This is a genomic window from Rufibacter sp. LB8 (assembly GCF_014876185.1).
In the GTDB taxonomy this organism is placed as follows: domain Bacteria; phylum Bacteroidota; class Bacteroidia; order Cytophagales; family Hymenobacteraceae; genus Nibribacter.
Genome location: NZ_JADALJ010000001.1, coordinates 1,167,921 through 1,191,144, shown reverse-complemented (window position 1 = coordinate 1,191,144; position 23,224 = coordinate 1,167,921). Strand labels below are relative to the sequence as shown.

17 protein-coding genes are annotated in these 23,224 nt (G+C 50.8%); 10 read left to right on the top strand and 7 right to left on the bottom strand.

Features of this window, described 5'->3' with window-relative positions; all coding sequences use genetic code 11:
* Position 1 precedes the first annotated feature (1 nt).
* Positions 2-1,933 (top strand): OmpA family protein, encoded by a 1,932-nt coding sequence (locus tag IMY23_RS05150; RefSeq protein WP_192821059.1) that lies wholly within the window; start codon positions 2-4, stop codon positions 1,931-1,933.
* A gap of 149 nt (positions 1,934-2,082) precedes the next feature.
* On the opposite strand, the gene IMY23_RS05145 is transcribed toward IMY23_RS05150, so the two are convergent.
* The 3 genes from IMY23_RS05145 to IMY23_RS05135 all read right to left on the bottom strand — a co-directional run bounded on the left by IMY23_RS05145 (position 2,083) and on the right by IMY23_RS05135 (position 4,656).
* Complete coding sequence (locus tag IMY23_RS05145; protein WP_192821058.1) at positions 2,083-2,583, bottom strand: DUF1579 domain-containing protein; 501 nt, start codon at positions 2,581-2,583, stop codon at positions 2,083-2,085.
* A 99-nt stretch (positions 2,584-2,682) separates the two neighbouring features.
* A complete protein-coding gene (locus IMY23_RS05140) occupies positions 2,683-3,138 on the bottom strand; it encodes a hypothetical protein (RefSeq protein WP_192821057.1) in 456 nt (151 codons plus the stop codon).
* 231 nt (positions 3,139-3,369) lie between these two features.
* A complete protein-coding gene (locus tag IMY23_RS05135) occupies positions 3,370-4,656 on the bottom strand; it encodes a citrate synthase (protein ID WP_192821056.1) in 1,287 nt (428 codons plus the stop codon).
* Positions 4,657-5,155: 499 nt separating this feature from the next.
* On the opposite strand from IMY23_RS05135, the gene IMY23_RS05130 reads away from it, so the two are divergent.
* The 4 genes from IMY23_RS05130 (at position 5,156) to treY (ending at position 15,887) form a co-directional block, all read left to right on the top strand.
* A complete protein-coding gene (locus tag IMY23_RS05130) occupies positions 5,156-6,808 on the top strand; it encodes an NADP-dependent glyceraldehyde-3-phosphate dehydrogenase (protein WP_192821055.1) in 1,653 nt (550 codons plus the stop codon).
* Positions 6,809-7,362: 554 nt separating this feature from the next.
* Positions 7,363-9,510, top strand: a complete 2,148-nt coding sequence (gene glgX / locus IMY23_RS05125) for a glycogen debranching protein GlgX (protein WP_192821054.1) — start codon at positions 7,363-7,365, stop codon at positions 9,508-9,510.
* A complete protein-coding gene (gene treZ, locus IMY23_RS05120) occupies positions 9,503-11,356 on the top strand; it encodes a malto-oligosyltrehalose trehalohydrolase (protein WP_192821053.1) in 1,854 nt (617 codons plus the stop codon). The genes glgX and treZ overlap by 8 nt, the downstream gene beginning before the upstream one ends.
* A 298-nt stretch (positions 11,357-11,654) precedes the next feature.
* Positions 11,655-15,887: a malto-oligosyltrehalose synthase gene (gene treY, locus IMY23_RS05115; protein WP_192821052.1), complete on the top strand. Its 4,233-nt coding sequence runs from the start codon at positions 11,655-11,657 to the stop codon at positions 15,885-15,887.
* A gap of 120 nt (positions 15,888-16,007) precedes the next feature.
* Here the strand turns inward: treY and IMY23_RS05110 are convergent, their stop codons facing one another.
* The gene (locus IMY23_RS05110) at positions 16,008-16,355 is read right to left on the bottom strand and encodes a type II toxin-antitoxin system PemK/MazF family toxin (protein ID WP_192821051.1); all 348 of its coding nucleotides are present in this window, start codon (positions 16,353-16,355) and stop codon (positions 16,008-16,010) included.
* Positions 16,345-16,578, bottom strand: a complete 234-nt coding sequence (locus IMY23_RS05105; protein ID WP_192821050.1) for a hypothetical protein — start codon at positions 16,576-16,578, stop codon at positions 16,345-16,347. Before IMY23_RS05105 ends, IMY23_RS05110 begins: the two co-directional genes overlap by 11 nt.
* Before the next feature lie 228 nt (positions 16,579-16,806).
* Between IMY23_RS05105 and IMY23_RS05100 the strand changes: the two genes are divergently transcribed.
* The gene (locus IMY23_RS05100; protein ID WP_192821049.1) at positions 16,807-17,343 is read left to right on the top strand and encodes a DUF2911 domain-containing protein; all 537 of its coding nucleotides are present in this window, start codon (positions 16,807-16,809) and stop codon (positions 17,341-17,343) included.
* Between the two features lie 334 nt (positions 17,344-17,677).
* Here IMY23_RS05100 and IMY23_RS05095 read toward each other — a convergent pair whose 3' ends face one another.
* Both IMY23_RS05095 and IMY23_RS05090 read right to left on the bottom strand, forming a co-directional pair.
* Positions 17,678-18,634 (bottom strand): calcium/sodium antiporter, encoded by a 957-nt coding sequence (locus IMY23_RS05095; protein ID WP_192821048.1) that lies wholly within the window; start codon positions 18,632-18,634, stop codon positions 17,678-17,680.
* Positions 18,635-18,776: 142 nt separating this feature from the next.
* Complete coding sequence (locus tag IMY23_RS05090; RefSeq protein ID WP_370589833.1) at positions 18,777-19,262, bottom strand: COG2426 family protein; 486 nt, start codon at positions 19,260-19,262, stop codon at positions 18,777-18,779.
* Between the two features lie 510 nt (positions 19,263-19,772).
* Here IMY23_RS05090 and thpR point away from each other — a divergent pair.
* From thpR to IMY23_RS05075, 4 genes are all read left to right on the top strand, one after another.
* Positions 19,773-20,135 (top strand): RNA 2',3'-cyclic phosphodiesterase, encoded by a 363-nt coding sequence (gene thpR, locus IMY23_RS05085; protein WP_192821047.1) that lies wholly within the window; start codon positions 19,773-19,775, stop codon positions 20,133-20,135.
* Between the two features lie 63 nt (positions 20,136-20,198).
* On the top strand, positions 20,199-20,333 hold the full coding sequence (locus IMY23_RS20115) for a hypothetical protein (protein WP_255430349.1): 135 nt from the start codon (positions 20,199-20,201) through the stop codon (positions 20,331-20,333).
* Between the two features lie 68 nt (positions 20,334-20,401).
* On the top strand, positions 20,402-20,986 hold the full coding sequence (locus IMY23_RS05080; RefSeq protein WP_192821046.1) for a pseudouridine synthase: 585 nt from the start codon (positions 20,402-20,404) through the stop codon (positions 20,984-20,986).
* A gap of 298 nt (positions 20,987-21,284) precedes the next feature.
* Positions 21,285-23,141, top strand: coding sequence for a serine hydrolase (locus tag IMY23_RS05075; RefSeq protein WP_192821045.1), 1,857 nt, complete (start codon positions 21,285-21,287; stop codon positions 23,139-23,141).
* Positions 23,142-23,224 lie beyond the last annotated feature (83 nt).

Here is a 23,224-nt window from a genome sequence, read left to right as displayed (position 1 = left end):
CATGCACTGGTTCCGGCTCCTTCTCTTTCTTCTGGTAGTGATTGTACAAACCGGAACCGGGGAGGTTAAGGCGCAGACCATTACTACGGGGCAGACCCAGAATGCCCGGGCCAAAAAAGCCTACGACGAAGGCATTAGGTTTACCCAGGCCCGCAATTTCCAGAAAGCGCTGGAGGCATATAATGAGGCCATTGCCAAAGACCCGGCGTTTGCGCTGGCCTACGTCCGGGCCGCCGGGTTGTACAAAATTCTGCAGCAGGAAGACCAGGCCTTCCAGTATTATACCAAAGGCTTGCCGGCCCTTACCCCAGATCCTGCCCTGGCCGCCGAATACCTGACTTTTGCCGACCTTTCGTTTGAGCGCGGACAGTATGAACAGGCGGCCACGGTGTACCAGACTTTGCTGGGCCTCAGTAAAAACAAACGGCATCTGGCCCACGCGCAAAATCAACTCCAAAATATCTCCTTCGCGCAGAAAGCTATTGGCAACCCGGTGACTTTCCAGCCAAAATTGCTTTCACCTCAGGTGAATCGGTTTGGGCTGCAGTATTCGCCTGTGCTCACCGCCGACCAGAAAGCCTTGCTGTTCACGGCCCGCGCCGGGAGCGGACCTCTGGATGACGAGGATTTGTACCTGGCCGTGAAAGGCGAAAAAGGGGAGTGGCAAGCCCCAGTCTCCATTTCGGCCAACATCAACTCTGAACTGAACGAAGGCGCGGCCTCCATGTCCGGTGATGGGCGGGTGCTGGTCTTCACCTCCTGCAACCGGAAAGATTCTTACGGCAGTTGTGACTTGTACATAAGTGTGCGCCAGGGCAGCAAGTGGAGCAAGCCCAGGAACATGGGCCGCAACGTGAACAGCGCCGCCTGGGACTCACAGCCCAGCCTTTCCGCCGATGGCCGAACCTTATATTTTGCGTCTAACCGCACCGGCGGCTATGGCGAGGAAGATTTGTGGGTCACGCAGCAGAATGCTGATGGCACCTGGGAAATTCCGGTGAACCTGGGGAAAGAAGTGAACACCAGCGGCCATGAAAATTCACCTTTTCTGCACGCCAGCGGCAACACGCTTTATTTTGCCACCAACGGTTTACAGGGCATGGGCGGCCTGGATCTGTTTATGGTGAAGAAAGTTGGCAGTGCCTGGGGAACTCCGGTCAACATGGGCTATCCTTTAAACACACATCGCAACGAGAGCTCCATCTTTATTTCCGCGGATAATGAGACGGGTTATTATGCCAGCCAACCGGCAGAAAAAGGGAAAACCGAAGTGGCCCTGTACCAATTTGAGGTGCCCAACCCCTGGAAAGGCGAAACCGTGAGTTCTTTTGCCCAGGGCCGCGTGTTTGATGCCGTCTCCAAAAAACCGTTAGAAGCGTTAGTGCAAGTCTACGACCTGGATTCGCTGGATGTGCTGGCTCAACAGGTTTCTTCTGACTCTGAGGACGGAAATTACACCATTGTGGTGAACCAAAGGCAACGCTACGCTTTGTACGTGTCGGCGCCGGGGCATGTGCTGGAAAGCCGGCATTTGGCCGCGGCCGCTACTGCCAAGCCCGTGGCCCTGGATTTTTACCTGCAACCCATTGGCAAAGGCGCGAAAGCGGTGCTCAGCAACCTTTTCTTTGACACCGGCAGAGCCACGCTTCGGCCGGAGTCCTGCACTGAGTTGAATAAACTTCTGCAGTTCCTGAAAGCCAATGCCACCGCCAAAGTAGAGATAGCCGGCCACACCGACAACGTGGGCCAACCTGCCGCCAACCAAAAACTGTCGGAGGCCAGGGCCAAAGCGGTGGTGGCCTATCTTGTTTCTAAAGGCGCTCCTTCGGCTATGTTTCAGGCCAAAGGCTACGGTCAAACCCAACCCGCCGCCCCCAATTCCTCAGAAGAAAATCGCCAACTAAACCGCCGGATTGAGTTGCGGGTGCTGTAGAAATTGCAGACCGGGCTTTTAAAAAACTTCCTGTTTTCGGGCTCATTTCTGAAAATGAAGCCAAAAACGGAAATAATGGAAGGGTTGAATCAGTAAAATTTCAAAAGTTAGCAGGTAGTAGACCGAAGCTGCATTCGGTTTCTGATTATTTACAACACTTTTTTGTACACCGTTTCCGTGGCTTTCGCTTCTTCGCCGTCTGGCGAGGTGTTGTAGGCGGTGAGGACCAATTCTTGGTTGTTGTTAAATTCAATGGTGGTGCGCCAGCCCCAGTGTTGCTCGGTTTCTGGGGTCACATACGCGTAACTGCCTGTGACTGACAATTCTTTCGCGGCTTTCTGGCCTTCAGAAAACATTATGGCCGTACCCGTATGAAACGAATCTACCCAGGCGCACTGGTATTTCTGGGTGTCTAGGTTGTAGCCAATAAGGGCCATGCCCGTAATAGGCTTCCCCCCGAAGCTGCCCTGGTACTCATGCAACATGTATTTTCCGTCCATCAACGGCTTTATGGTGCCCTTCACCGGCGACTCGTCTTCCACCTTGCTGGGGTCAAACCAGACGCTGGCGGTGCCTTCCCAGGTTCCTTCTAACCGGGCTAATTGGGCATGGGCGCCTGTGGTTTTAGAGGTCTCTAGTTTTTCGGCCATAGTGAGGTAGTTGAAATGATTTAAATTTATATTTAACTGTTTCGTATAAACATCATGCAAGGCCGTCGGCCGTGGCATGATGTTTATACAAAGTTGTGCTTAGTGCTTATTTTTTATTTCCTGCATTTTATCCTGGTAATTAAAATTCTTGTTTTCGTTGTAGACCGAGTCAATTACGTTCTTAAAGTTTGATTCAAATGAAATTAGATAATAACCATTCAATCTTTGTTTATCTAGACTAGAGTCGGCGAGGAAGACAAAGGTTCTATTTGATAAAGAGTCAATGAAGATATGTTTTTCCCAGTCCATGTTTTGAAAAGTATAGCTTCCAATTTTAATGTCATTTTTTAAGAATGTGACATCATAAAATTCTCCGGCAAAGTCGCCATTGTAAATTTCTTTGTATTCAATTGCGTTCCTCTGTGAAATTAAAATTTTTCCGGAAGAGTTAATTGGACCAAATGCTAACCATAATAACAATGAAATGGAAATCAATAGCAGTACGACAATACCGAGTAAGATTGAAAAGGCCTTGATTATCGTTTTGGTTTTCATTTTACATTAAGCACAACTACAATATACCCTAATTTAAACCTACGATTTATTATATTTTACCACAAATAACCTTAACAGCCCAATCAACTTACGGCAGAGCAGAAAATAAAATCATTTCCGTTTTTGGCTCCGTTTCCAGAAATGAGCCCGAAAACGGAATTCCTACTTCACAAAAAAAAAGGGAAGCCAAGCCTGAGCTTAACTTCCCTTTTCTCTAATATTAGCAGGTCCTTACCGCTTGTTGATCTCCACGTAATCACGCTCGGTAGCACCGGTGTACACCTGGCGCGGACGACCAATTGGCTCTTTGCCTTCGCGCATTTCTTTCCACTGGGCAATCCAGCCGGGCAGGCGGCCCAAGGCGAACATTACCGTGAACATTTCGGTTGGGATGCCCATGGCGCGGTAAATGATACCGGAGTAGAAGTCCACGTTAGGGTACAGTTTGCGCTCCACAAAGTAAGAATCATTCAAAGCGGCTTGCTCCAGTTCCTTGGCAATGTTCAGGATAGGGTCGTTCACGCCCAGGGCGGTCAAGACGTCATCTGCGGTTTTCTTGATGATGGTGGCGCGTGGGTCAAAGTTCTTGTACACGCGGTGCCCGAAGCCCATCAAACGGAACGGATCGTTTTTGTCTTTGGCTTTCTCAATGAATTTCTTAGAATCGCCGCCATCGGCTTTGATTTCCTCCAGCATCTCAATCACGGCCTGGTTGGCGCCGCCGTGCAACGGTCCCCACAGCGCACTGATGCCCGCCGAAACAGAAGAATAAAGAGAAGCATTAGCTGACCCCACCAAACGAACGGTAGAGGTAGAGCAGTTCTGCTCATGGTCGGCGTGCAGGATCAGGAGTTTGTTCAGGGCGTCTACCACCACCGGGTTGATTTCGTACTCCTCAGTAGGGTACGCAAACATCATGTGCAGGAAGTTGGAGCAATAGTCCAGCTTGTTTTTAGGATAGTTTACCGGGTGACCCACCGAATTCTTGTAAGACCAGGCGGCAATGGTAGAAAGCTTCGCCATCAATCTAATGATGGAAAGGTCAATTTCCTCTTTGGTTTGGTTGGGGTTCAAGGACTCTGGGTAGAACGCAGTCAACGAACTCACCATGGCCGACAGCATGCCCATAGGGTGCGCCGTAGACGGGAAACCGTCCAGGATCTTGCGCATGTCCTCGTTCACCAGCGTATGAATCTTGATCTGGTTGCTGAAGGTGTTCAACTCCTCTTCAGTGGGCAGCGTGCCGTAAATAAGCAGGTAGGCCACTTCAATAAAGTTGGAGCGCTCGGCCAGTTGCTCAATAGGGTAGCCTCTGTATCTTAGAATTCCTTCTTCGCCGTCAAGGAAGGTAATGGCGCTTTCTGTGGCGCCGGTATTTTTATAGCCCGAGTCAAGGGTAATGTATCCGGTTTGGGCGCGTAAGGCATTGATATCAATGGCCTTCTCATTCTCAGTTCCGGTGATGATTGGAAACTGGTATGATTTACCCTCCAGAATCAGTTCAGCAAATTCAGACATAGTTAATATATATGAGTGTTTGGTTAGATGTTGGTGCCCGGCAGCGAAGTTAGCCATTGGGGTTTAAAAACAAAAATCTTATAAAAACAAACACCTGTAAGGCTTTAAATTACACCCAGTTTGTTGTACAAATCTCATGTTTTAAAACTCCTCTTCTTGCTTAAGTATTGCTGCTTTGAATAATTCAAATGCCTTCTGTAAAACCCGCTTTTGCTAGCAATGTTTGCAAAAGCGTATTTTCTGGAATTTGTCACGTGTTTTTCTACTAGAACAGTCCTCACTGCCAAGGTATTGGTGCGTACGCAAAAGTGCTGCTTAAAGTCAGTTCAAAAGTTTGAAAAAGCGAATGATAGTTAGTAGTCAAATTGTGAAAAGTTAATACCAAATAACTAATAATGATAAAAAGTGAAATGAAAGACTGGTTTTATATTAAATGGAATATTATTTTGTGTATTTCATTTTAAGTATTACAATTGCGATGTCTTTACCAGATATCCTTATGGAAATAATAGAAACCTCGCCCAAGTTCTCAGTGCAAGCGCTGCAGGCCATTTTTCAGCCAGAAGACCAGGTACCCGCTGAATTTGCCTTACCCCAGGAAATTCACCAAAAGGAGTACCTCTCTAATGGTTTCATGAAAAAATGGGACGGCGAGGTGCACCAGGTCTTCTCGCCGGTGGCCTTTCCGCAACCTGAAGGTTCTTTCCAACGCAAACTGATTGGGTCTTACCCGGTGTGTTCTGAGCAAGAAGCCCTGGAAGCGCTGGACGCAGCCGTTACCGCCTATGACAACGGGCGCGGGGCTTGGCCCACCATGGCCGTAGATGGGCGCATTGCCTGCGTGGAGAATTTCAACCAGAAAATGATTGCCCAGAAAGACCTGGTGGTAAAGCTCATCATGTGGGAGATAGGCAAGTCCTATGCAGATTCTGTGAAAGAGTTTGACCGTACGGTAGAATACATTTACGCCACCATTGACGCCCTTAAAACCATAGACCGGCAGTCTAGCAGATTTGAGATTGAGCAAGGCATAGTGGCGCAGGTGCGCCGCTCGCCGTTGGGCGTGGTATTGTGCATGGGGCCGTTCAATTACCCGCTCAATGAAACCCTCACCACGTTTATACCGGCGCTCATCATGGGCAACACCATTTTGTTCAAGCCGCCCAAGCACGGTACGCTCTTGTTTTACCCTTTGCTGCAGGCATTTTTAGATAGCTTCCCTGAAGGAGTGGTGAACACCATTTACGGTCGGGGCCACGCCATTGTGCCCGCCCTCATGCAGTCTGGCAAAGTGAACGTGCTCACGCTCATAGGCTCCAGCAAAGTGGCTGATGAGTTGAAGAAGCTCCACCCCAAAGTCAACCGTTTGCGCGCCATTTTGGGTTTAGACGCCAAAAACGCCGCCATTATCACCCAGCACGCTGACCTGGAACTGGCCGTAGCCGAAACCGTGCTGGGCGCCTTGTCTTTCAACGGACAGCGCTGCACGGCACTTAAAATCATCTTCGTGCACCGCAGCAAGGTCAATGCTTTTCTGCAGCAATTAACCGCGGCCGTGGAAAAACTGCCCTTTGGCATGCCCTGGCAGAAAGGCGTGGCCCTTACTCCGCTACCAGAACCGCACAAACCCGCCTACCTGAAAACGTGCATTGACGATGCCGTGGCCCATGGTGCACGCGTGGTGAATGAGGGCGGGGGCACCACAGTGGCGTCTTTTGTGTACCCTGCCATTGTGTACCCGGTCACCCGGGAAATGAAACTGTACCGCGAGGAACAATTTGGACCTGTGATTCCGGTAGTGGCCTTTGACGACCTGGAAGAACCTATTCAGTATTTGATTGAGTCCACGCACGGGCAGCAGGTGAGTGTTTTCAGCCAGGATGCCCATGAACTCTCCAGTCTGATAGACCCCTTGGTGAACCAGGTGAGCCGCGTGAATATAAATTGCCAGTGCCAACGCGGGCCAGACGTGTTCCCGTTCACCGGCCGCAAAGACAGCGCCGAAGGAACCTTGTCTGTGGTAGATGCCCTGCGCTCGTTCTCCATCAGGTCCTTGGTGGCTACCAAATTAAACGACAATAATAAGCAGTTGCTCAACCAGATTGTCAGTGACGGTTCCTCTAATTTCCTGAGCACTAAATTTATTTTTTAATTGATATTCTCCACCCAAGCAACTGAAAGCCACCGCAGCCCTAGCGGTGGCTTTTCTATTTTAATTCCGTTTTCGGGCTCATTTCTGAAAATGAGCCCGAAAACGGAAAGACCTGGCCATTCACTCTTTTCCTTTTGATGCGGGAATTTAACATGTAAGCGTTGGTCAACTGGTGGAAACTTTTTCTAGTCCCATCAAAATGTAATACCTGGCAGGCGAGGGCAGAAGGTTGCAAAGCGTAGAGCCAGGGCACTGCCTTGTTTCTACATTAAGACGAGAGATTCCGGTGCTCTATTTCCGTTTGATGATGAACCGGCAAGAGGACTTTCGTTTTCGGCTTCATTTCTAATTTGGAGCCCAAAAACGGCTTTTAAAAATCATTCACCTCTATTATAGATAAGGCCGAGGCTGGTCAATCATTTCAAACCTGGGGAAAAACGACTTCTCTTTCAAGATTCTCGGGTTCCTACATAGACATGATGCTATGTTTTCCGTACACGAATCCCGAGGAAAACAAATGAGTAAATTCCTCACCAGAAACTGACCCTACCTTTATGACAACCATTACCTATCCGGGCAAGCCCTTCCCGCTGGGAGCCACCTGGGATGGCCATGGCGTGAACTTCGCGCTGTACGCAGACAACGCCACCAAGGTGGAGCTCTGCCTGTTCTCCAACCTGGAGCCAGACATTGAGACCGTCCGCATTGAGATGACCGAACGCTCCTACCAGGTCTGGCATACCTACATTCCGGAGCTGGGCCCGGGGCAGCTCTACGGTTACCGCGTGCATGGCCCGTATGAACCGGAGAACGGCCACCGTTTCAACCACCACAAATTGTTGATTGACCCCTACGCCAAGGCCATTGCCGGCACCATTAACTGGCATGAGTCACTGTTTGGCTATCAGTTTGGGCATGAAGACGAAGACCTGAGCTACAGTGAACTGGACAGCGCGCCCTACATTCCCAAGGCCGTGGTGATAGACGCCAGCTTTGACTGGGAAGGCGACAAAGCGCCCAATATCCCTTATTTCCAGTCTATTATCTATGAGGCGCACGTGAAAGGCTTCACACAGTTGCATCCAGACATTCCCGAGGAAATAAAAGGCACTTACGCGGGCATTGCGCACCCGGCCACTATTAACTATTTAAAGGAGTTGGGCATCACGGCTATTGAGCTGTTGCCGGTGCACCATTTTATTACCGACTGGTACTTGCAGGAGAAAGGCCTTACCAATTATTGGGGCTACAACTCCATCGGGTTCTTTGCGCCAGATGTGCGGTATTCCAGTTCTGGCGTACTGGGCGAGCAGGTAAACGAGTTCAAGCAGATGGTGAAGGAATTGCACCGCGCCGGCATTGAGGTTATTCTGGACGTGGTCTACAACCATACCGGCGAAGGCAACGAAAAAGGCCCCACGCTCTCTTTCAAAGGGGTGGACAACGCTTCTTATTACCGCCTGGTGGAAGATGACCAGCGCTATTACATGGACTACACCGGCACAGGCAACACGCTCAACGCCAACCTGCCCAGCGTGCTCCGCCTCATCATGGACAGCCTGCGCTACTGGATTCTGGAGATGCATGTAGATGGCTTCCGGTTTGACCTGGCCTCTGCGCTGGCGCGCGAATTGCACGGCGTGGACAAGCTGAGTTCTTTCTTTGACATCATCCACCAGGACCCGGTTATCTCACAGGTGAAACTCATTGCTGAACCCTGGGACGTGGGCGAGGGTGGTTACCAGGTAGGCAATTTTCCGCCCGGCTGGACCGAGTGGAACGGCATGTACCGCGACTGCATGCGCGATTTCTGGCGCGGCGAGGAAAGCATGCTGGCCGAGTTCGCAAACCGGTTCACAGGCTCTTCTGATTTGTATTTTGATGATTACCGCCGGCCCACGGCCAGCATCAACTTCATCACGGCGCATGACGGCTTCACGCTACATGACCTGGTGTCTTACAACGAAAAACACAACGAGGCCAACGGCGAAGACAGCAAAGACGGCGATGACCATAACCGCTCCTGGAACTGCGGCGCCGAAGGCCCCACTGATGACCAATGGATCATTGACCTGCGCGACCGCCAGAAACGCAATTTCCTGACTACCTTATTTCTGTCGCAGGGCGTACCCATGTTGGTGGCCGGTGATGAGATGAGCCGCACCCAGAACGGAAACAACAACGCGTACTGTCAGGACAATGAAATCTCGTGGCTCAACTGGCCCACCGCCGATGCGCCGCTCATGGACTTTACCAAAAAGCTGATCCATTTCCGGAAAAACCACCTGGTCTTCCGCCGTAGGCGTTGGTTTCAGGGGCAGCCCATCAAAGGCCACGGCCTGGAAGACATTGGCTGGTTTCTGCCCAACGGCGAGGAGATGGAATATGAACACTGGGAACAGGACCACGCCAAATCACTGGGCGTTTTCCTGAATGGCCGGGGCGTTCATTCACGCGGCGGCAAAGGCGAAATTGTGCTGGATGATTCGTTTTACGTGATTTTCAACGCCTACCATGATTCTCTGAACTTCAAGGCCCCGGCCGCTAAATATGGCGAGCAGTGGCAGGTCTGCATTGACACGTTCCGGCAACAGGTGGAGCCAGAGGAGCCCATCGTGTACAAAGCATCAGAAGAGTTTCTGGTGGAGGGCCGCTCTATTCTGGTATTGAAGAACCCCATTTTCCATTTCGACAATGAATAACCTAGATGTGATGGCCCGTAAACTGGGCGTCCGGTTTTTGCCTAACCGCCAAGCTGAGGTTTGGTTATGGGCGCCCAAGGCGGAACTGGTGGAAATTATTCTCAACGAAGGCAACACCAGCATTCCGCTTAAAAAACAAGAGTACGGCTACTGGCACTTGCTCACAGACCAAGTTCAACCCGGTGACCTGTACAAATTCAGGCTGAACGAAGACCAGGAATTCCCAGACCCTGCCTCGCTGTCGCAGCCCCAGGGTGTTCACGGTCCGTCTGAGGCTTTAGAAGTAGACCAGTTCGCGTGGACCGATGAAAACTGGCAAAACCATGACCTGGAAACCTATGTGCTCTATGAACTGCACGTGGGCACCTTTACACCCGAAGGTACTTTTGCCGGTTTAGAGGAAAAGCTTGACTACCTCAAGGACCTGGGCGTGACGGCCATTGAACTCATGCCCGTGGCGCAGTTCCCCGGCGACCGAAACTGGGGCTATGACGGCGTATTTCCGTTTGCGGTGCAGAATTCCTACGGTGGCCCGAAAGCCCTGCAGCATTTAGTAGACACTTGCCATTCTAAAGGCTTGGCGGTGGTGTTGGATGTGGTTTACAATCACCTGGGCCCCGAAGGGAATTACCTGGGCGTTTACGGCCACTACTTCACAGATAAATACAACACGCCCTGGGGGCCGGCCCTGAACTTTGACGATGCCTGGTGCGACGGCGTACGGCACTACTTCATCGAGAATCTCTTGATGTGGTTCCGGGATTTTCACATTGACGCCGTGCGCATGGATGCCGTGCATGCCATCAAAGACTTCAGCCCGAACCACATTCTGCGTGAAATGAAGCAACAGGTGAACCAGCTCAAACAGGCAACCGGCCGTGAGCATTACATGATTGTGGAACTGGACCTCAATGATACGCGCTTCATCAGCCCCCTGGAAGAGCAAGGCTTCGGGATGGATGCCCAATGGATTGACGAGTTTCACCACGCCCTTCGCGTGACCATAACCGGCGAGCAGACGGGTTACTATTCAGATTTTTGCGGCATCAGTCACCTGGCCAAGGCTTACCAAGACGCCTATGTGTTTGACGGGCAATACTCAGAGCACCGTAAGAAAAACTTCGGGGTAAAAGCTGAGAAAAACCCAGGCAAACAGTTTGTGGTCTTCACCCAGAACCATGACCACGTGGGCAACCGCATGTTGGGCGAACGCCTGGGAAGCTTGGTGAGTTTTGAGATGCAGAAGTTGGCGGCCGGGGCTGTGCTGTTGAGTCCGTTTCTGCCCATGCTCTGGATGGGAGAGGAGTACGCAGAATCCAACCCGTTCCAGTACTTTGTGAGCCACACAGACCCAGACCTGGCCGAGGCCGTGCGCAAAGGCCGCAAAGCTGAGTTCGCCGATTTCCATGCCGAAGGCGAAGCGCCAGATCCCATGGCTCAGGAGACTTTCCAGCGCTCAAAACTGCAGTGGGAGTTGGTGCAACAAGAGCCTCATCAGACGCTATATAAATATTATCAAACCCTGCTGCGCCTGCGCCGTGAACTACCCGCCCTCCAGCACCTGGACCGCCAAAACGTGCAAGCCGAAGCCAACGAAAGTCAAAACACGTTGGTGCTCAGAAGGTCACATGCAGATCAGCAGGTTGTGGCGCTCATGAATTTCTCCAAAGAAGTGCAGCACGTTGATTTACCATTGGGCGCGCAAGACTGGCACATCATTTTAGATTCCGCTTCGCCAGACTGGCACGGTCCACAAGCCACCGCCGTTGATTTGGCCACAGATAAGACGGTCGCGCTGCCACCAGAAAGTTTATTGGTGTTGGCCACTGGTTCAGATTTCAACTAAAAGTTGTAGCCTTGATTTCCTGTTTTCGGGCTCATTCCCAGAAACGAGCCTGAAAACAGAAATTATTGAAATAGAGATGTACTCTAAATTGTAAACATCCCCCTTCGCCCCCTTCAAAGGGGGAGTATCAGCAATAGTAAAATCAGAATCACTGTAGAAAAAGCCAACCGTTTTCGGGCTCATTTCCGTAAACGAGGCCAAAAACGTACTAACAGAAAGCAAGTCACTCACTAGGCGTAGGGGTTGTCCTATTTGCATTTTCAAATCTCCCCATCTCCAAATCTTCAAATTAAAAAGAATGCATAACCCAGTTGCCACGTACCGCCTGCAGTTTCATCAAGAATTTACGTTTCAGGACTTCGAGAAAATTATTCCTTATTTACAGAAGTTGGGGGTGAGCACCATTTATGCCTCGCCTATTTTTAAGGCCACGCCGGGTAGCACACACGGCTATGATGGGGTGAATCCGCACCGCATCAACCCAGAGATTGGCACCGAGGAAGAACTGAAAAGCCTGAGCGGCAACCTGAAAGAAAACGGCATAAATTGGCTGCAGGACATTGTGCCTAACCACATGGCGTTCCATCCTGGCAACCCCTGGCTGATGGATGTGCTGGAAAAAGGACCATTAAGTCAATACCATAAGTTCTTTGACATCAACTGGACCAGCGCGCTGCACAACGGCCGCGTAATGGTGCCGTTTCTGGGCGCCAAATTGGAAACCGTCATTGAAAACGGGGAATTACAAGTGGCCTTTGACGAAGCGCAGCAGCGGCTGGTGTTGAAGTATTATGACAGCGCGTATCCGTTGAACCCGCGTGCGTATGAAACCTTGCTGAAAGGGGAAGATGGGGAAAATCAAGCCTTCACGCAACTGCTGCAGACCCTGGAAGAAACCCACCAGGAGGAAGACCCAAAAACCTTCGCGCTCAAGTGGGACGAGTTCCGGCAGCAATTGACGGCTTTGATGAAAGACGCCACCGTACGGCAAGCTATTGAAACCAAACTGCAGGCATTCAACCAGGACAAAGCTAAAATTCAGCAGTTGGCAGAAGAACAAGTGTACCAACTGTGCTACTGGCAGGAAACCGATTACCAGATTAACTTCCGGCGTTTTTTCACTGTGAACGGCTTAATTTGCCTCAACATTCAGGACCCAGACGTTTTTGAAACTTATCACCGGTACATCAAAGAACTGCAAGATGCAGGCGTTTTCCAGGGCCTCAGAATTGACCACGTAGACGGCTTGTATGACCCAACCGGGTACCTGCAGCAGCTTCGGGAATTGGCCGGTGAGGAAACCTACATTGTGGTGGAGAAAATACTGGAACCCGGCGAAGCCTTGCCGCAGGAATGGCCCATTCAAGGCAGCAGCGGCTATGATTTCCTGGCGCTGGTCAACAACCTGTTTACCTACAAACCATCAGAAGAACAGTTCACACAACTTTATTCCCAATTGGTGGGTGAGGGGGCTACCGTGCATAACCAAATCAGGGAAAAGAAAGCCCATATCTTACAGGAAAACATGGCCGGCGAATTGGAGAACCTGTACCAATATTTCCTGCAACTTAATTTAGTGAAAGAAGACGTGCTGGGAATAGTTTCGCCGGAAAACCTGAAAGCTGCCATTGGCGAATTCCTGATTCAATGCCCTGTGTACCGGTATTATGGAAACCAAATGCCGCTAGATGGAGCAGAGGCCGAAGAAGTACAGAACATCTTCAACGTCATCAGAGAACAAAAGCCAGACTTAACCGGCGCCGTGGAGATTTTAGAAAAAGTAGTGCTGGGCTCCGCACCCGAAGGGGAAGACGACACATACCAACAGCGCGCGCTCCAGTTTTACCAGCGCTGGATGCAGTTCAGCGGACCGTTAATGGCGAAGGGCGTGGAAGATACGCTCATGTACACCTACAATCGCTTTATTGGCCATAATGAAGTAGGCGATGCGCCAGAGACGTTCGGGATGACTGCGGAAGAATTCCATGCCGCCATGCAAGACCGGCAGCAGAAATGGCCGCTGGCCCTTAACGGCACCTCCACGCATGACACCAAACGCGGCGAAGACGTGCGCGCCCGCCTGAACGTGCTCACTGAACTACCCGAGGAATGGGCCGCTGCCGTGCAGGATTGGCAACAACTCAACGCCGATCTGAAAGAAAACGGCGCGCCCACCGTGAACGATGAATACTTGATTTACCAGACCTTGGCGGGCGCGTTCCCTATGCCGGGCCAGGACGAAGATGATTTTGAGAACCGCGTGCAGGAATACCTGCAAAAGGCGCTGCGCGAAGCCAAAACCCATTCCAACTGGACCACACCAAACGAGGAGTACGAGGCGGCTACCAAAGCCTTCGCGGTGAAACTGTTATACAAGAGCCGTCCGTTTTGGGCTGCGTTTGAGAAATGGAGGGCAAAAACGGTCGACTTCGGTATTGTGAATTCACTGAGCCAGTTGCTGCTAAAATTTACCGCTCCCGGCATTCCAGATGTGTACCAAGGCACCGAACTCTGGGACTTCAGCCTGGTTGACCCCGACAACCGCCGGGCCGTGGATTACCAGAAGCGTCAATCCTGGCTGGAAGAACTCAATGACTATGATTTGAACAAGCAAGAGCGGCTCTGGGAAGAACTCTGGGAAAACCGGCATGACGCCCGCATCAAACTCTGGCTCACCCGCTCGCTCTTCACAGAACGCAAAAACAATCCTGCCCTTTTCGCCAAAGGTTCTTATTTGCCTTTAGAGGTAGAAGGGGAATACAAAGAGCACGTGCTGGCCTATGTGCGAAAGCATTTGCAGACGTGGTACGTGGTGGCGGTGCCTCTGCATTTAGCGGCGCTTGCCAAAAAGCAGGGCGTAGACACTATTGAAAAGATAGACTGGAAAGACACAAAAGTCATTATACCAGAGGAAGCGCCCAAAGATTGGCAGGACCTGTTGGTACGCTCCAGCGGCAAATACGCGCATGAACTGCGGGTGTCTGATTTGTTCGGGATTTTTCCGCTGGCCTTGCTCAAGTTGCAGGCCCAGAACGAGCGCGGCGCGGGAATTTTGCTGCACATCACGTCTTTGCCTTCGCCTTTCGGGATTGGGGATTTAGGGCCCGAGGCCAGAAAGTTCGCTGATTTTCTGCAGGCCAGTAACCAAAAATACTGGCAGCTGCTCCCGCTCAATCCCATTGAGGAAGGTCAAGGCTATTCGCCATATAGTTCCATCTCCAGCCGCGCCGGAAACCCGCTTCTGATTTCTCCTGAGTTGTTGGCCAAGGATGGTTTGCTGAAGGCGGCGGAACTGCCAACGTACCACTTGCCCCAGACCGGCAGCGTGGACTATGAACAGGTTCGGCAACGCAAAGAAGAACTGCTGGAGAAAGCCTGGCAAACCTATACTGCCGGTGACTTTGCCACGCTCAAGCAGCAGTTTGTAGACTATTGCGGGTCTGAGGCGGCCTGGCTGCAGGACTTCGCGTATTACGTGTTGCTGAAGGAGCAGAACGGGAGTGCGGCCTGGTTGCAGTGGGAAGACAAGTATAAAAACCGCGAAGCTGAAGCCTTGGAACAGTTGGCGCAGGAAAACGCAGAGGCGCTGGAAAAAATCAAGTGGGTGCAGTTCATCTTCCATAAGCAATGGATGCGGCTGCGCAACTACTGCAACAACCGCGGCATCCAGATGTTCGGGGATATGCCGTTCTACATCAGCTATGACAGCGTGGATGTGTGGGGCAACCGGGCCATTTTTGCGGTGGACGAGGAAGGGAACATGACCGGCGTGGCCGGCGTGCCGCCCGATGATTTCTCGGAAGATGGCCAGCTCTGGGGCATGCCGGTGTTCAACTGGGAGGCGCTCAAAGAGCAAGACTACAGCTGGTGGATAGGCCGACTTCGCAAGAACATGGAACTCTATGACCTGGTGCGGCTAGACCATTTCAGAGCCTTCGCTGATTATTGGGAAGTGCCCGCCGGCGAAGAAACCGCCAAGAACGGGGAGTGGAGAATTGGGCCGGGGGGCGATTTCTTCACCTTCGTGGAGAAGGAACTGGGCAGCCTTCCGTTCATTGCCGAAGACTTGGGTGAAATCAATGACCTGGTGCTCAAGCTGCGCGATGATTTCAACCTACCTGGCATGAAGATTCTGCAATTCGCGTGGGGTGATGAAATGCCGCAGAACGACTACATGCCGCACAACTACGCCCGTAACTTTATTGCCTACACTGGCACCCATGACAACAACACCACGCTGGGCTGGTACCGGCAAGAAGGCAAAGAACACCACCAGCAAATTGAGCACTACGTGGGCCGTGAACTGAGTGAGGAGGATATTTATTGGGTGATGGCGCGCCTGGCCTACGCCTCGGTGGCAAAAACCGCCATTCTGCCCATCCAAGATGTGCTGGGCATTGATGAACAAGGCCGCATGAACACACCCGGCAGTTCATCCGGCAACTGGGGCTGGCGGTTACTGCCCGGGCAGATTACCAAGCAGACGGAGGAGCAGTTGAAGGAATGGACGTGGTTGTATAACAGGGATTAGTGTTTCTATTTAGAAGAGAAGGCCATTGTAGAGCAATTTCCATGGCCTTTCTCATTTATACATTTAATGGCTACTTAATTGCTCTAAGGCTTAGGTAGTTATAAATATTTGACAAGAACTTTACACATCTAAATCCAGCACAATCCGCACATTTTCCTTTATCTTCTGCCGCAGTTCCTCCTCTAACTGACCAATCTTGCGCACAAGTCTGGAGTTGTCAATGGCTCTGATTTGGTCTATCATGATGTCGCAGGCTTCTTTCACGTTGGCGGTGCCTTTGGGCAGGTGCACTCGCAGAATCTCCGCCTCGGGTTGCACGTTGATAGTAATGGGGCAGATGATGGTAGAAGGGTGAGTTTTGTTCAGGAGGTCGGTTTGGAGAATGACCACGGGGCGGACTTTGCCGGTTTCGGTGCCAATTCTGGGGTTAAGGTCCGCCACCCAGACCTCAAACTGCTTAGGCTTCATTGTCTTCCAACGCCTCAAATTCCTTCAATACTGAGAGTGACTCGTTGGCCACTAAGGTTGACTCTTTGCTCAGTTGCTTGGCCAGCAGGCGGCGCTTCTGCAATTTGTTGTAGAACTCTAGCGCTTCATTGATATAGCGGTTCCGGTTGGTCTGAAGTTGGCCCAGTAGACTTTCGGTTTCCTGGAAAATTGTGTCCTCTAGTTTTAAAGATAAATTCCTCATGGCTTGAACGTTTTTTATAAAGGTATATATCAGTGGTATATACTGCAACGTAAAACCATAAGTTTTACGTTGCAGCTCTTTAACTATTCGTTACAATTAAGTGCTTGCCTAGAAAACTAAAGGCCCTTAGCTGAGTTATACCAGACAAGGGACCATCACCGTTCTTGATGTAGCTATTTTGTATTAAGTAATTCCTTATCTTTCATCAACAATTAACTAAAGCACCACATGAACACTCCTAAGAAAAACAGCTTTTTGCTGACAATGCTTTTCCTGTTCGCAATGACCGCTCAGGTGTTTGGGCAAGACGCGCCCAAACCGAAGGCCAGCCCAGCGGCTACCGCCACCGGAAAAGTAGGGAAAGCCAACATTACCATCGCCTACAGCAGCCCAGCGGTGAAAGGCCGAAACGTGTGGGCAGACCTGGCGCCAGCCGGAAAAGCCTGGAGAGCGGGTGCCAACGAGGCCACCACCTTCACCACTGACCAAGACATCACAGTAGAAGGTAAAACTCTGAAAGCCGGCAAGTACAGCGTGTTTATGGTACCAGGTGAGAAAGAATGGCAAATCATCTTCAATTCGCAGACCGGACAGTGGGGAACCACCCGGCAAGGCGCCAACTTTGACCCAGCTAACAACGTGCTCACCGTAAACGTGAAGCCTAAGAAATCGAAGGAAATGAACGAGCGCTTGTTGTACGCCATCAACAGCAAAGGCTTCTCGCTGCTGTGGGAAAACCTGGAAGTGCCGGTTTCCATCAAGTAGAAAGAGGGAAACTATATCATTAAATTAGAAGCGGCTCTGGAGGGTATGTTCTTATTTAACATACCTTCCAGAGCCGCTTCTTTTTTCAGTCCACTGGTAACTGGTTAAACATCAGGGCTGAACGTGTTTAGGGTTTTCAATTAAATAACTTCTAGTGCTAGCAACTTTGCGTTTTTGGCTTCATTTCTGGAAATGGGGCCAAAAACAGGAAAGTAAGTTTGGTACGCTGTGGAGATAGGTTTCGGGGTTAAGAAATAAACTGAAGGCTTTTATAGTCAGAATATTTCAGGTTAGCCGGGTAGTAGCATATTATTGGAAGAAAAGCCGATCCAGGTTATTCCTGAATTATCAAAAGAGCCAGGTAACCGATGTACAAAGAAAGCAGAACCGCTCCTTCCCAGCGGGATAGGCGCCTGCCCCGGCCTGTGAAAATAAAGATAAACAACAAAAGGCTGGCGCCAATATTGACCACCACATCGGTCATGGAAGTAGGCAGCACCGGCAGGGGAGTGATTATGGTGGAAAGACCCAGTACCAGGAAGATATTGAAGATATTAGACCCCACTACATTCCCGATGGCAATGTCTACATTCCGCTTCCGGACCGCCACAATAGAGGTGGCAAGTTCTGGCAAGGAGGTGCCCACAGACACAATGGTAAGGCCAATGATACGTTCAGAAAGCCCGAAGGCCACTGCCATACTGGTGGCGCTGGTCACAATCAGTTGACCGCCTATAATCAACCCAGCCAAACCCAGGAGAATAAATAAAGTTGCTTTTAGCGGCGTGTATAAGAGGGTTTCGGTTTCTTCTTCATTGGGTGTGTTCTGGGCAATCTTGAGGTTATACACCAAAAAGATGCAGAAGAACAGCAGGAGCACCAAGCCTTCACTTCGGGTAATAAAGTTGGCGGTGGCACCATCCAGGAACACATCATTGGCAAGAATGAAGACCGTCACGGCGGCCAGCAAACTCAGCGGTATTTCTAACCAGGTGGTATTGGTCTTGACCGTTAGCGGGAAAATGAGGGCCGAAATCCCTAAAATAGCAAGCACATTAAAGATATTGCTGCCCAATACATTGCCCAGCACCATTTCTGTTTTCTGGTCAAGGGCGGCAATCACGTTCACCACCATCTCCGGGGCCGAGGTCCCGAAAGCCACAATGGTCAACCCGATCACAATGTTAGGAATACCAAAGCGCGTGGCCAGGCTAGAGGCAGCATCTACTAATTTATCGGCCCCGAAAATAAGGGCTACAAACCCCGCCAACAGCAACAGAATATCAACCATAGTTCTATGTGTTCCTTTCCAAACAAGGGAATGTGAGAGTTGGAAAGCATTCTAAAAAATATTTCCTTCTATAAAACGGCAAGGTATAAGAAAGGGATGAGAATGCAGGGATCACCACTAGTCAGGCTATCTACACCTGCCACTACAGAGAGTCAAGGCCTAAATTGCCGTAGTAAGACCCCACTGCCATGATAACGCAGGAGACAAGAACTCCCAGACTGGTGGCAAGAAAGGCTTTTCGGCGCTCAATCTTTAGAACGTAAGCAGCTATGGCGCCCATGTAGGCCCCTGTCCCGGGCAGCGGAATCATCACAAACACCATCAGGCCCCAGAAACCGTATTTCTCTACGCTGCCACCCACGCCTTTCTTAGCCCGGCGGGAAAAATGCACCACTCCCTTCCGGTAACGACGGTTGGGCCAAAGTTTTTGGCTGAACGTGTCAATGAGCCACATGATGAGCGGAAAAATAAGCAGGTTGCCCAACAGCCCCACCAGAAAGGCCCAGAAAATGGGAATATCATTCAGAACAGCATAAGGAATGCCCGCCCGCGCTTCGCCCAACGGCGAAATACTCAATAGAAACGTGTAAATCAGGACATCTAGCATGGGGAATAAAAAGAACTGCAAAGGTCGGTATTTTGGCAGTAGTTTGTACAAGGTAAGCTAACTTTTACAGAAAGAGTTCAGTAAGGTGAAGGGAGCCTTCCGGAGCAACTTTTGCCCATGCATTTACTTTTACAGACCATCTCTGATATCAACGCATAAACCATTTGTGTAAGGTTATTGAAAGCCACGCTGCTGGGTGGTTTTTGAGGTTGGGAAAGAGAATCAAGGTGGCAGTCTCCCAATTTAAAAACACACAATATTTTCTCAATTGGGACCCTAAACCCACGGCCTCACCACCACCGCCACTAGTGAAGTGGCAGCTGTGGGGTTGAATCAGCAACTGTAGAGACGCAACACCTTGCGTCTTTGCACAATGGAATAATCGTGCACGACAGAAGCAAAGTAGTACGTGTCTTCAAAAAGACTTTTCTCAGGTACTCTGCAGTGTAACTGAAGCCACATTTTATCCTAATAAAGGCAAGCACTTTCCGTATAAATATGTGTTCCAGTAGAACTTGAATACTTTAGGCTATGCAAGACACCCTCAGACTTTTTGTGGCCGCGGCACTTCCCCAGGAATTGAAGAACTACCTGATCAAGGCGCGGCATGCGTTTGACCACCCCGCTGTCCGGCCGGTGCCCGATGATAATTTGCACCTCACGCTTTTCTTCATCGGGAACGTGGCTGCGCAGCAGAAGCCAGGTATTCTGGAGAAACTGGCGGACATTGCGCAGCGGCATGTGGAGTTTACGTTAACGCTGGAGCAGGTAGAGCCGGGACCTAGCCTCCAATCTCCCAGGTTGGTTTGGGCGCGTTTTCAGCAGCGTTCGGCTTTTGCTCAGTTGAGCCGCGAGGTAACACAGGCCCTAACCGGCGCGCCGGCGCGCAAGTAGGACAATTTTCTTCCGCACGTGACTTTATGCCGTTTCAGGAAAGAAAAAAGCAAACCGCCAGAATTGCCAATTATAAAACCAACTGCGGAAATTCTATTTCCGGTGACGTCTCTGGCGCTCTGGAAATCTACCCTGGCTTCGCCGCATCCGGTCTATTCTGTGTTGCAGGAATTTCCGTTGGGGAAACGTCAATCGTAGCCATTTCTCCAAACAGATTTCCGTTTTCGGGCTCATTTCCTGAAATTGGGGCAAAAACAGGATTCCCTTTGCAAGACACAGACCCACCGAATCGCCATTTCATTCTGCACAAACCCTTTGATTTTTTGAGCCAATTCAAAGGTAATCCCAAGAACAAGAAACTGCTGGGTCATCTGTTCCCGTTCCCGGAAGGCACCATGGCGATTGGCAGGCTAGACCAAGACAGCGAAGGTTTGCTTTTGCTGACCACCAACGGAAAAATGAGCGAATACGTGCGCAGCCGGAAAGTGGAGAAGGAATACTACGCGCAGGTGGACGGACTTATCACCCCTGAGGCCTTGGAAAAACTGCGCCGCGGTGGCCTGGAGATCACCCATGAAAAACAACCTTACCTCACGCTCCCGTGCCAGGCGATTATCTTGGAACCTTCCCCAACCTTTCCAGAGCGCAGCCGCCGCGTGCGCGATGACCGGCACGGCCCCACCAGCTGGGTGTCCATTACCCTCACCGAAGGCAAAAACCGCCAGGTCCGGAAGATGACCGCCGCCGTCGGCTTTCCCACCCTACGACTCATACGGGTGCGCATTGGGCAGATTACTTTAGGCAGCCTGCCGTCCGGCCATGTCTTGGAAGTAGACCAGTTTGAATTGTAGCATTGATTTCCGTTTTCGGGCTCATTTCTGAAAATGAGCCCTAAACCGGACTTTGGGAAAATGCTTTATGATTGACTTTCGTGAATACGCTCTTTACTATTTCAGTTTAAACGAAGGAAGAAGAGGTTGATTTGTTCGTCAGCACACCTTACTTCTACTGAATTACTTTTTCTGCGCGGTAGATTTACGTAAATTGGGATTTAAGAAAAAGAGAAGATGCGTGGTTTTCTGAACTGCGGCATATCTTTTGCCTTCTGCTATTTGTATTATCATTATGCCTTTGACAACCCGCTGGTCCATGACAAAAAGAAACTCTCACCTTACGTTCTTCGGTCTTTGTGCTCTGGTGCTTTCCTGCCTGGTGGTGTTTGGCGCCTTCACCACAGAGGTGCCCGTGGCCAGGAAAAACCGGACGTATTTGCAGGAACTACAGGAAGTGCAGAAAACCGCCGTCCTGCTGCAAAACCAAACGGGTTTGGTGCCGCTCAAAAACCTGAACCAAAAGATTGCCTCCGTGAATCTGGGGACTGGGCAAGCACAAGTTTTTGACAGCCTGGCTTCGCTTTATACAAACGTAGACACGCTTCGGTTAATGGGGCAAGTCTCAGACTCATCGCTGAATGTACTGAACCAGGAACTCAAGTTTCACCAGACGGTGCTGTTGCAGGTTTCTGCTGCATGGTTAGATAACAAAGCGGTCATTTCGTTTATACAGGAACTCCAGAAAGAGAAAGACGTGGTGTTGGCGGTGTACGGCCCAAGAACTCTTTTGCCGTTGGCTAACGGTTTATCGGTGCCCATGATTTGGCAGGAGCAGGAAAATGCAGTGACGGCAGCGTTTGCGGCCCAGTTGGTCTTTGGGGGCGTGGCGTCCACCGGGCAACTGGATAAAACATATTCTGCGGCATTTAAAACGGGAACCGGTTATAAAACAGCGGTCACCAGATTGAAGTACACCGTGCCGGAGGAAGTAGGCATTGCCACCAATGATCTCAAAGTGCCCATTGATGCCATTGTACAGGAAGCCATCAGGGAGAAAGCTGCGCCTGGGGCGGTGGTCATGGTAGTGAAAGACGGGAAAGTGATTTTTCACCAGGCCTATGGGGCACATACCTATGACGGAAGCCGGCCTACCCGCACCAATGATATTTTTGATGTGGCGTCGGTGACCAAGATTTCGGCCACCACCATGGCGCTTATGGATTTGTATGACCGGCATAAACTGAAGCTGACCGAGCCTTTGGGCAGCTATGTGCCATCGGTCCGGAACTCAGACAAGAAAAATTTAACCGTGCGCGACGTTCTGCTTCACCAGTCGGGTTTACCGGCGGGGGTGGGCTTGCCCGTGCAGCCCCAGGACGTGCAGAAAGTGCCGTCAAGTGCCTACACCGTGAAAGCCTCGGACAGTCTTTTTCTCCGGAACAGCTATTTCAAAGAAGTGCTCTGGCCGCGCATGTTGTCGGCTAAGATGGGCACGCCCGGCAAATACGTGTACTCAGACCTCACCATGTATTTCATGAAGGAAGTAGTGGAACGTCAGGCCGAGGCGCCTTTGGAAGAATTGGTGCAGAGCCGTTTTTATGCGCCGCTGGGCATGCAAACCGCCGGATTTTTACCCTTGAACCGCTTTGACAGAAGTCGCATTGTACCCACCGAGGAAGACGCCCATTTCCGGAAAACGCTTTTGCAAGGCTACGTGCATGACGGTGGCGCGGCGCGGTTAGGCGGTATTGCCGGGCATGCGGGTTTGTTTTCCTCGGCCAATGATTTAGCCATTTTGTACCAGATGATGCTGAACCGCGGCACCTACGGTGGCGCGCAGTATTTCAAACCGACCACGGTAGATCTGTTCACCTCGCGCCAATCTAACGTGAGCCGCAGAGGCCTGGGCTTTGACCGCTGGGACCCAGATACCAGCCAGCAGTATCCGTCCAGGTTGGCCTCGCCGGCTACGTATGGCCACACCGGCTACACTGGTACTTGCGTTTGGGTAGACCCCACGCACAAACTGGTGTATGTGTTTCTGAGTAACCGGGTGCACCCCAAGGTGTCTAACAAATTGATTTCATTGAAGATACGCGGCCGCATACAAGACGCCATTTACCAGGCCATTGCCAAAGCTACACCAGCAGCCAGCGCAGCCGGCAAAAGTTAAGCGTATTACTTTCAGAGTATAAAAAAACTCCGTTGCCTAAGCTGTAAGATGCCGGGCAACGGAGTTTTGTTTTAGTAGCTTGG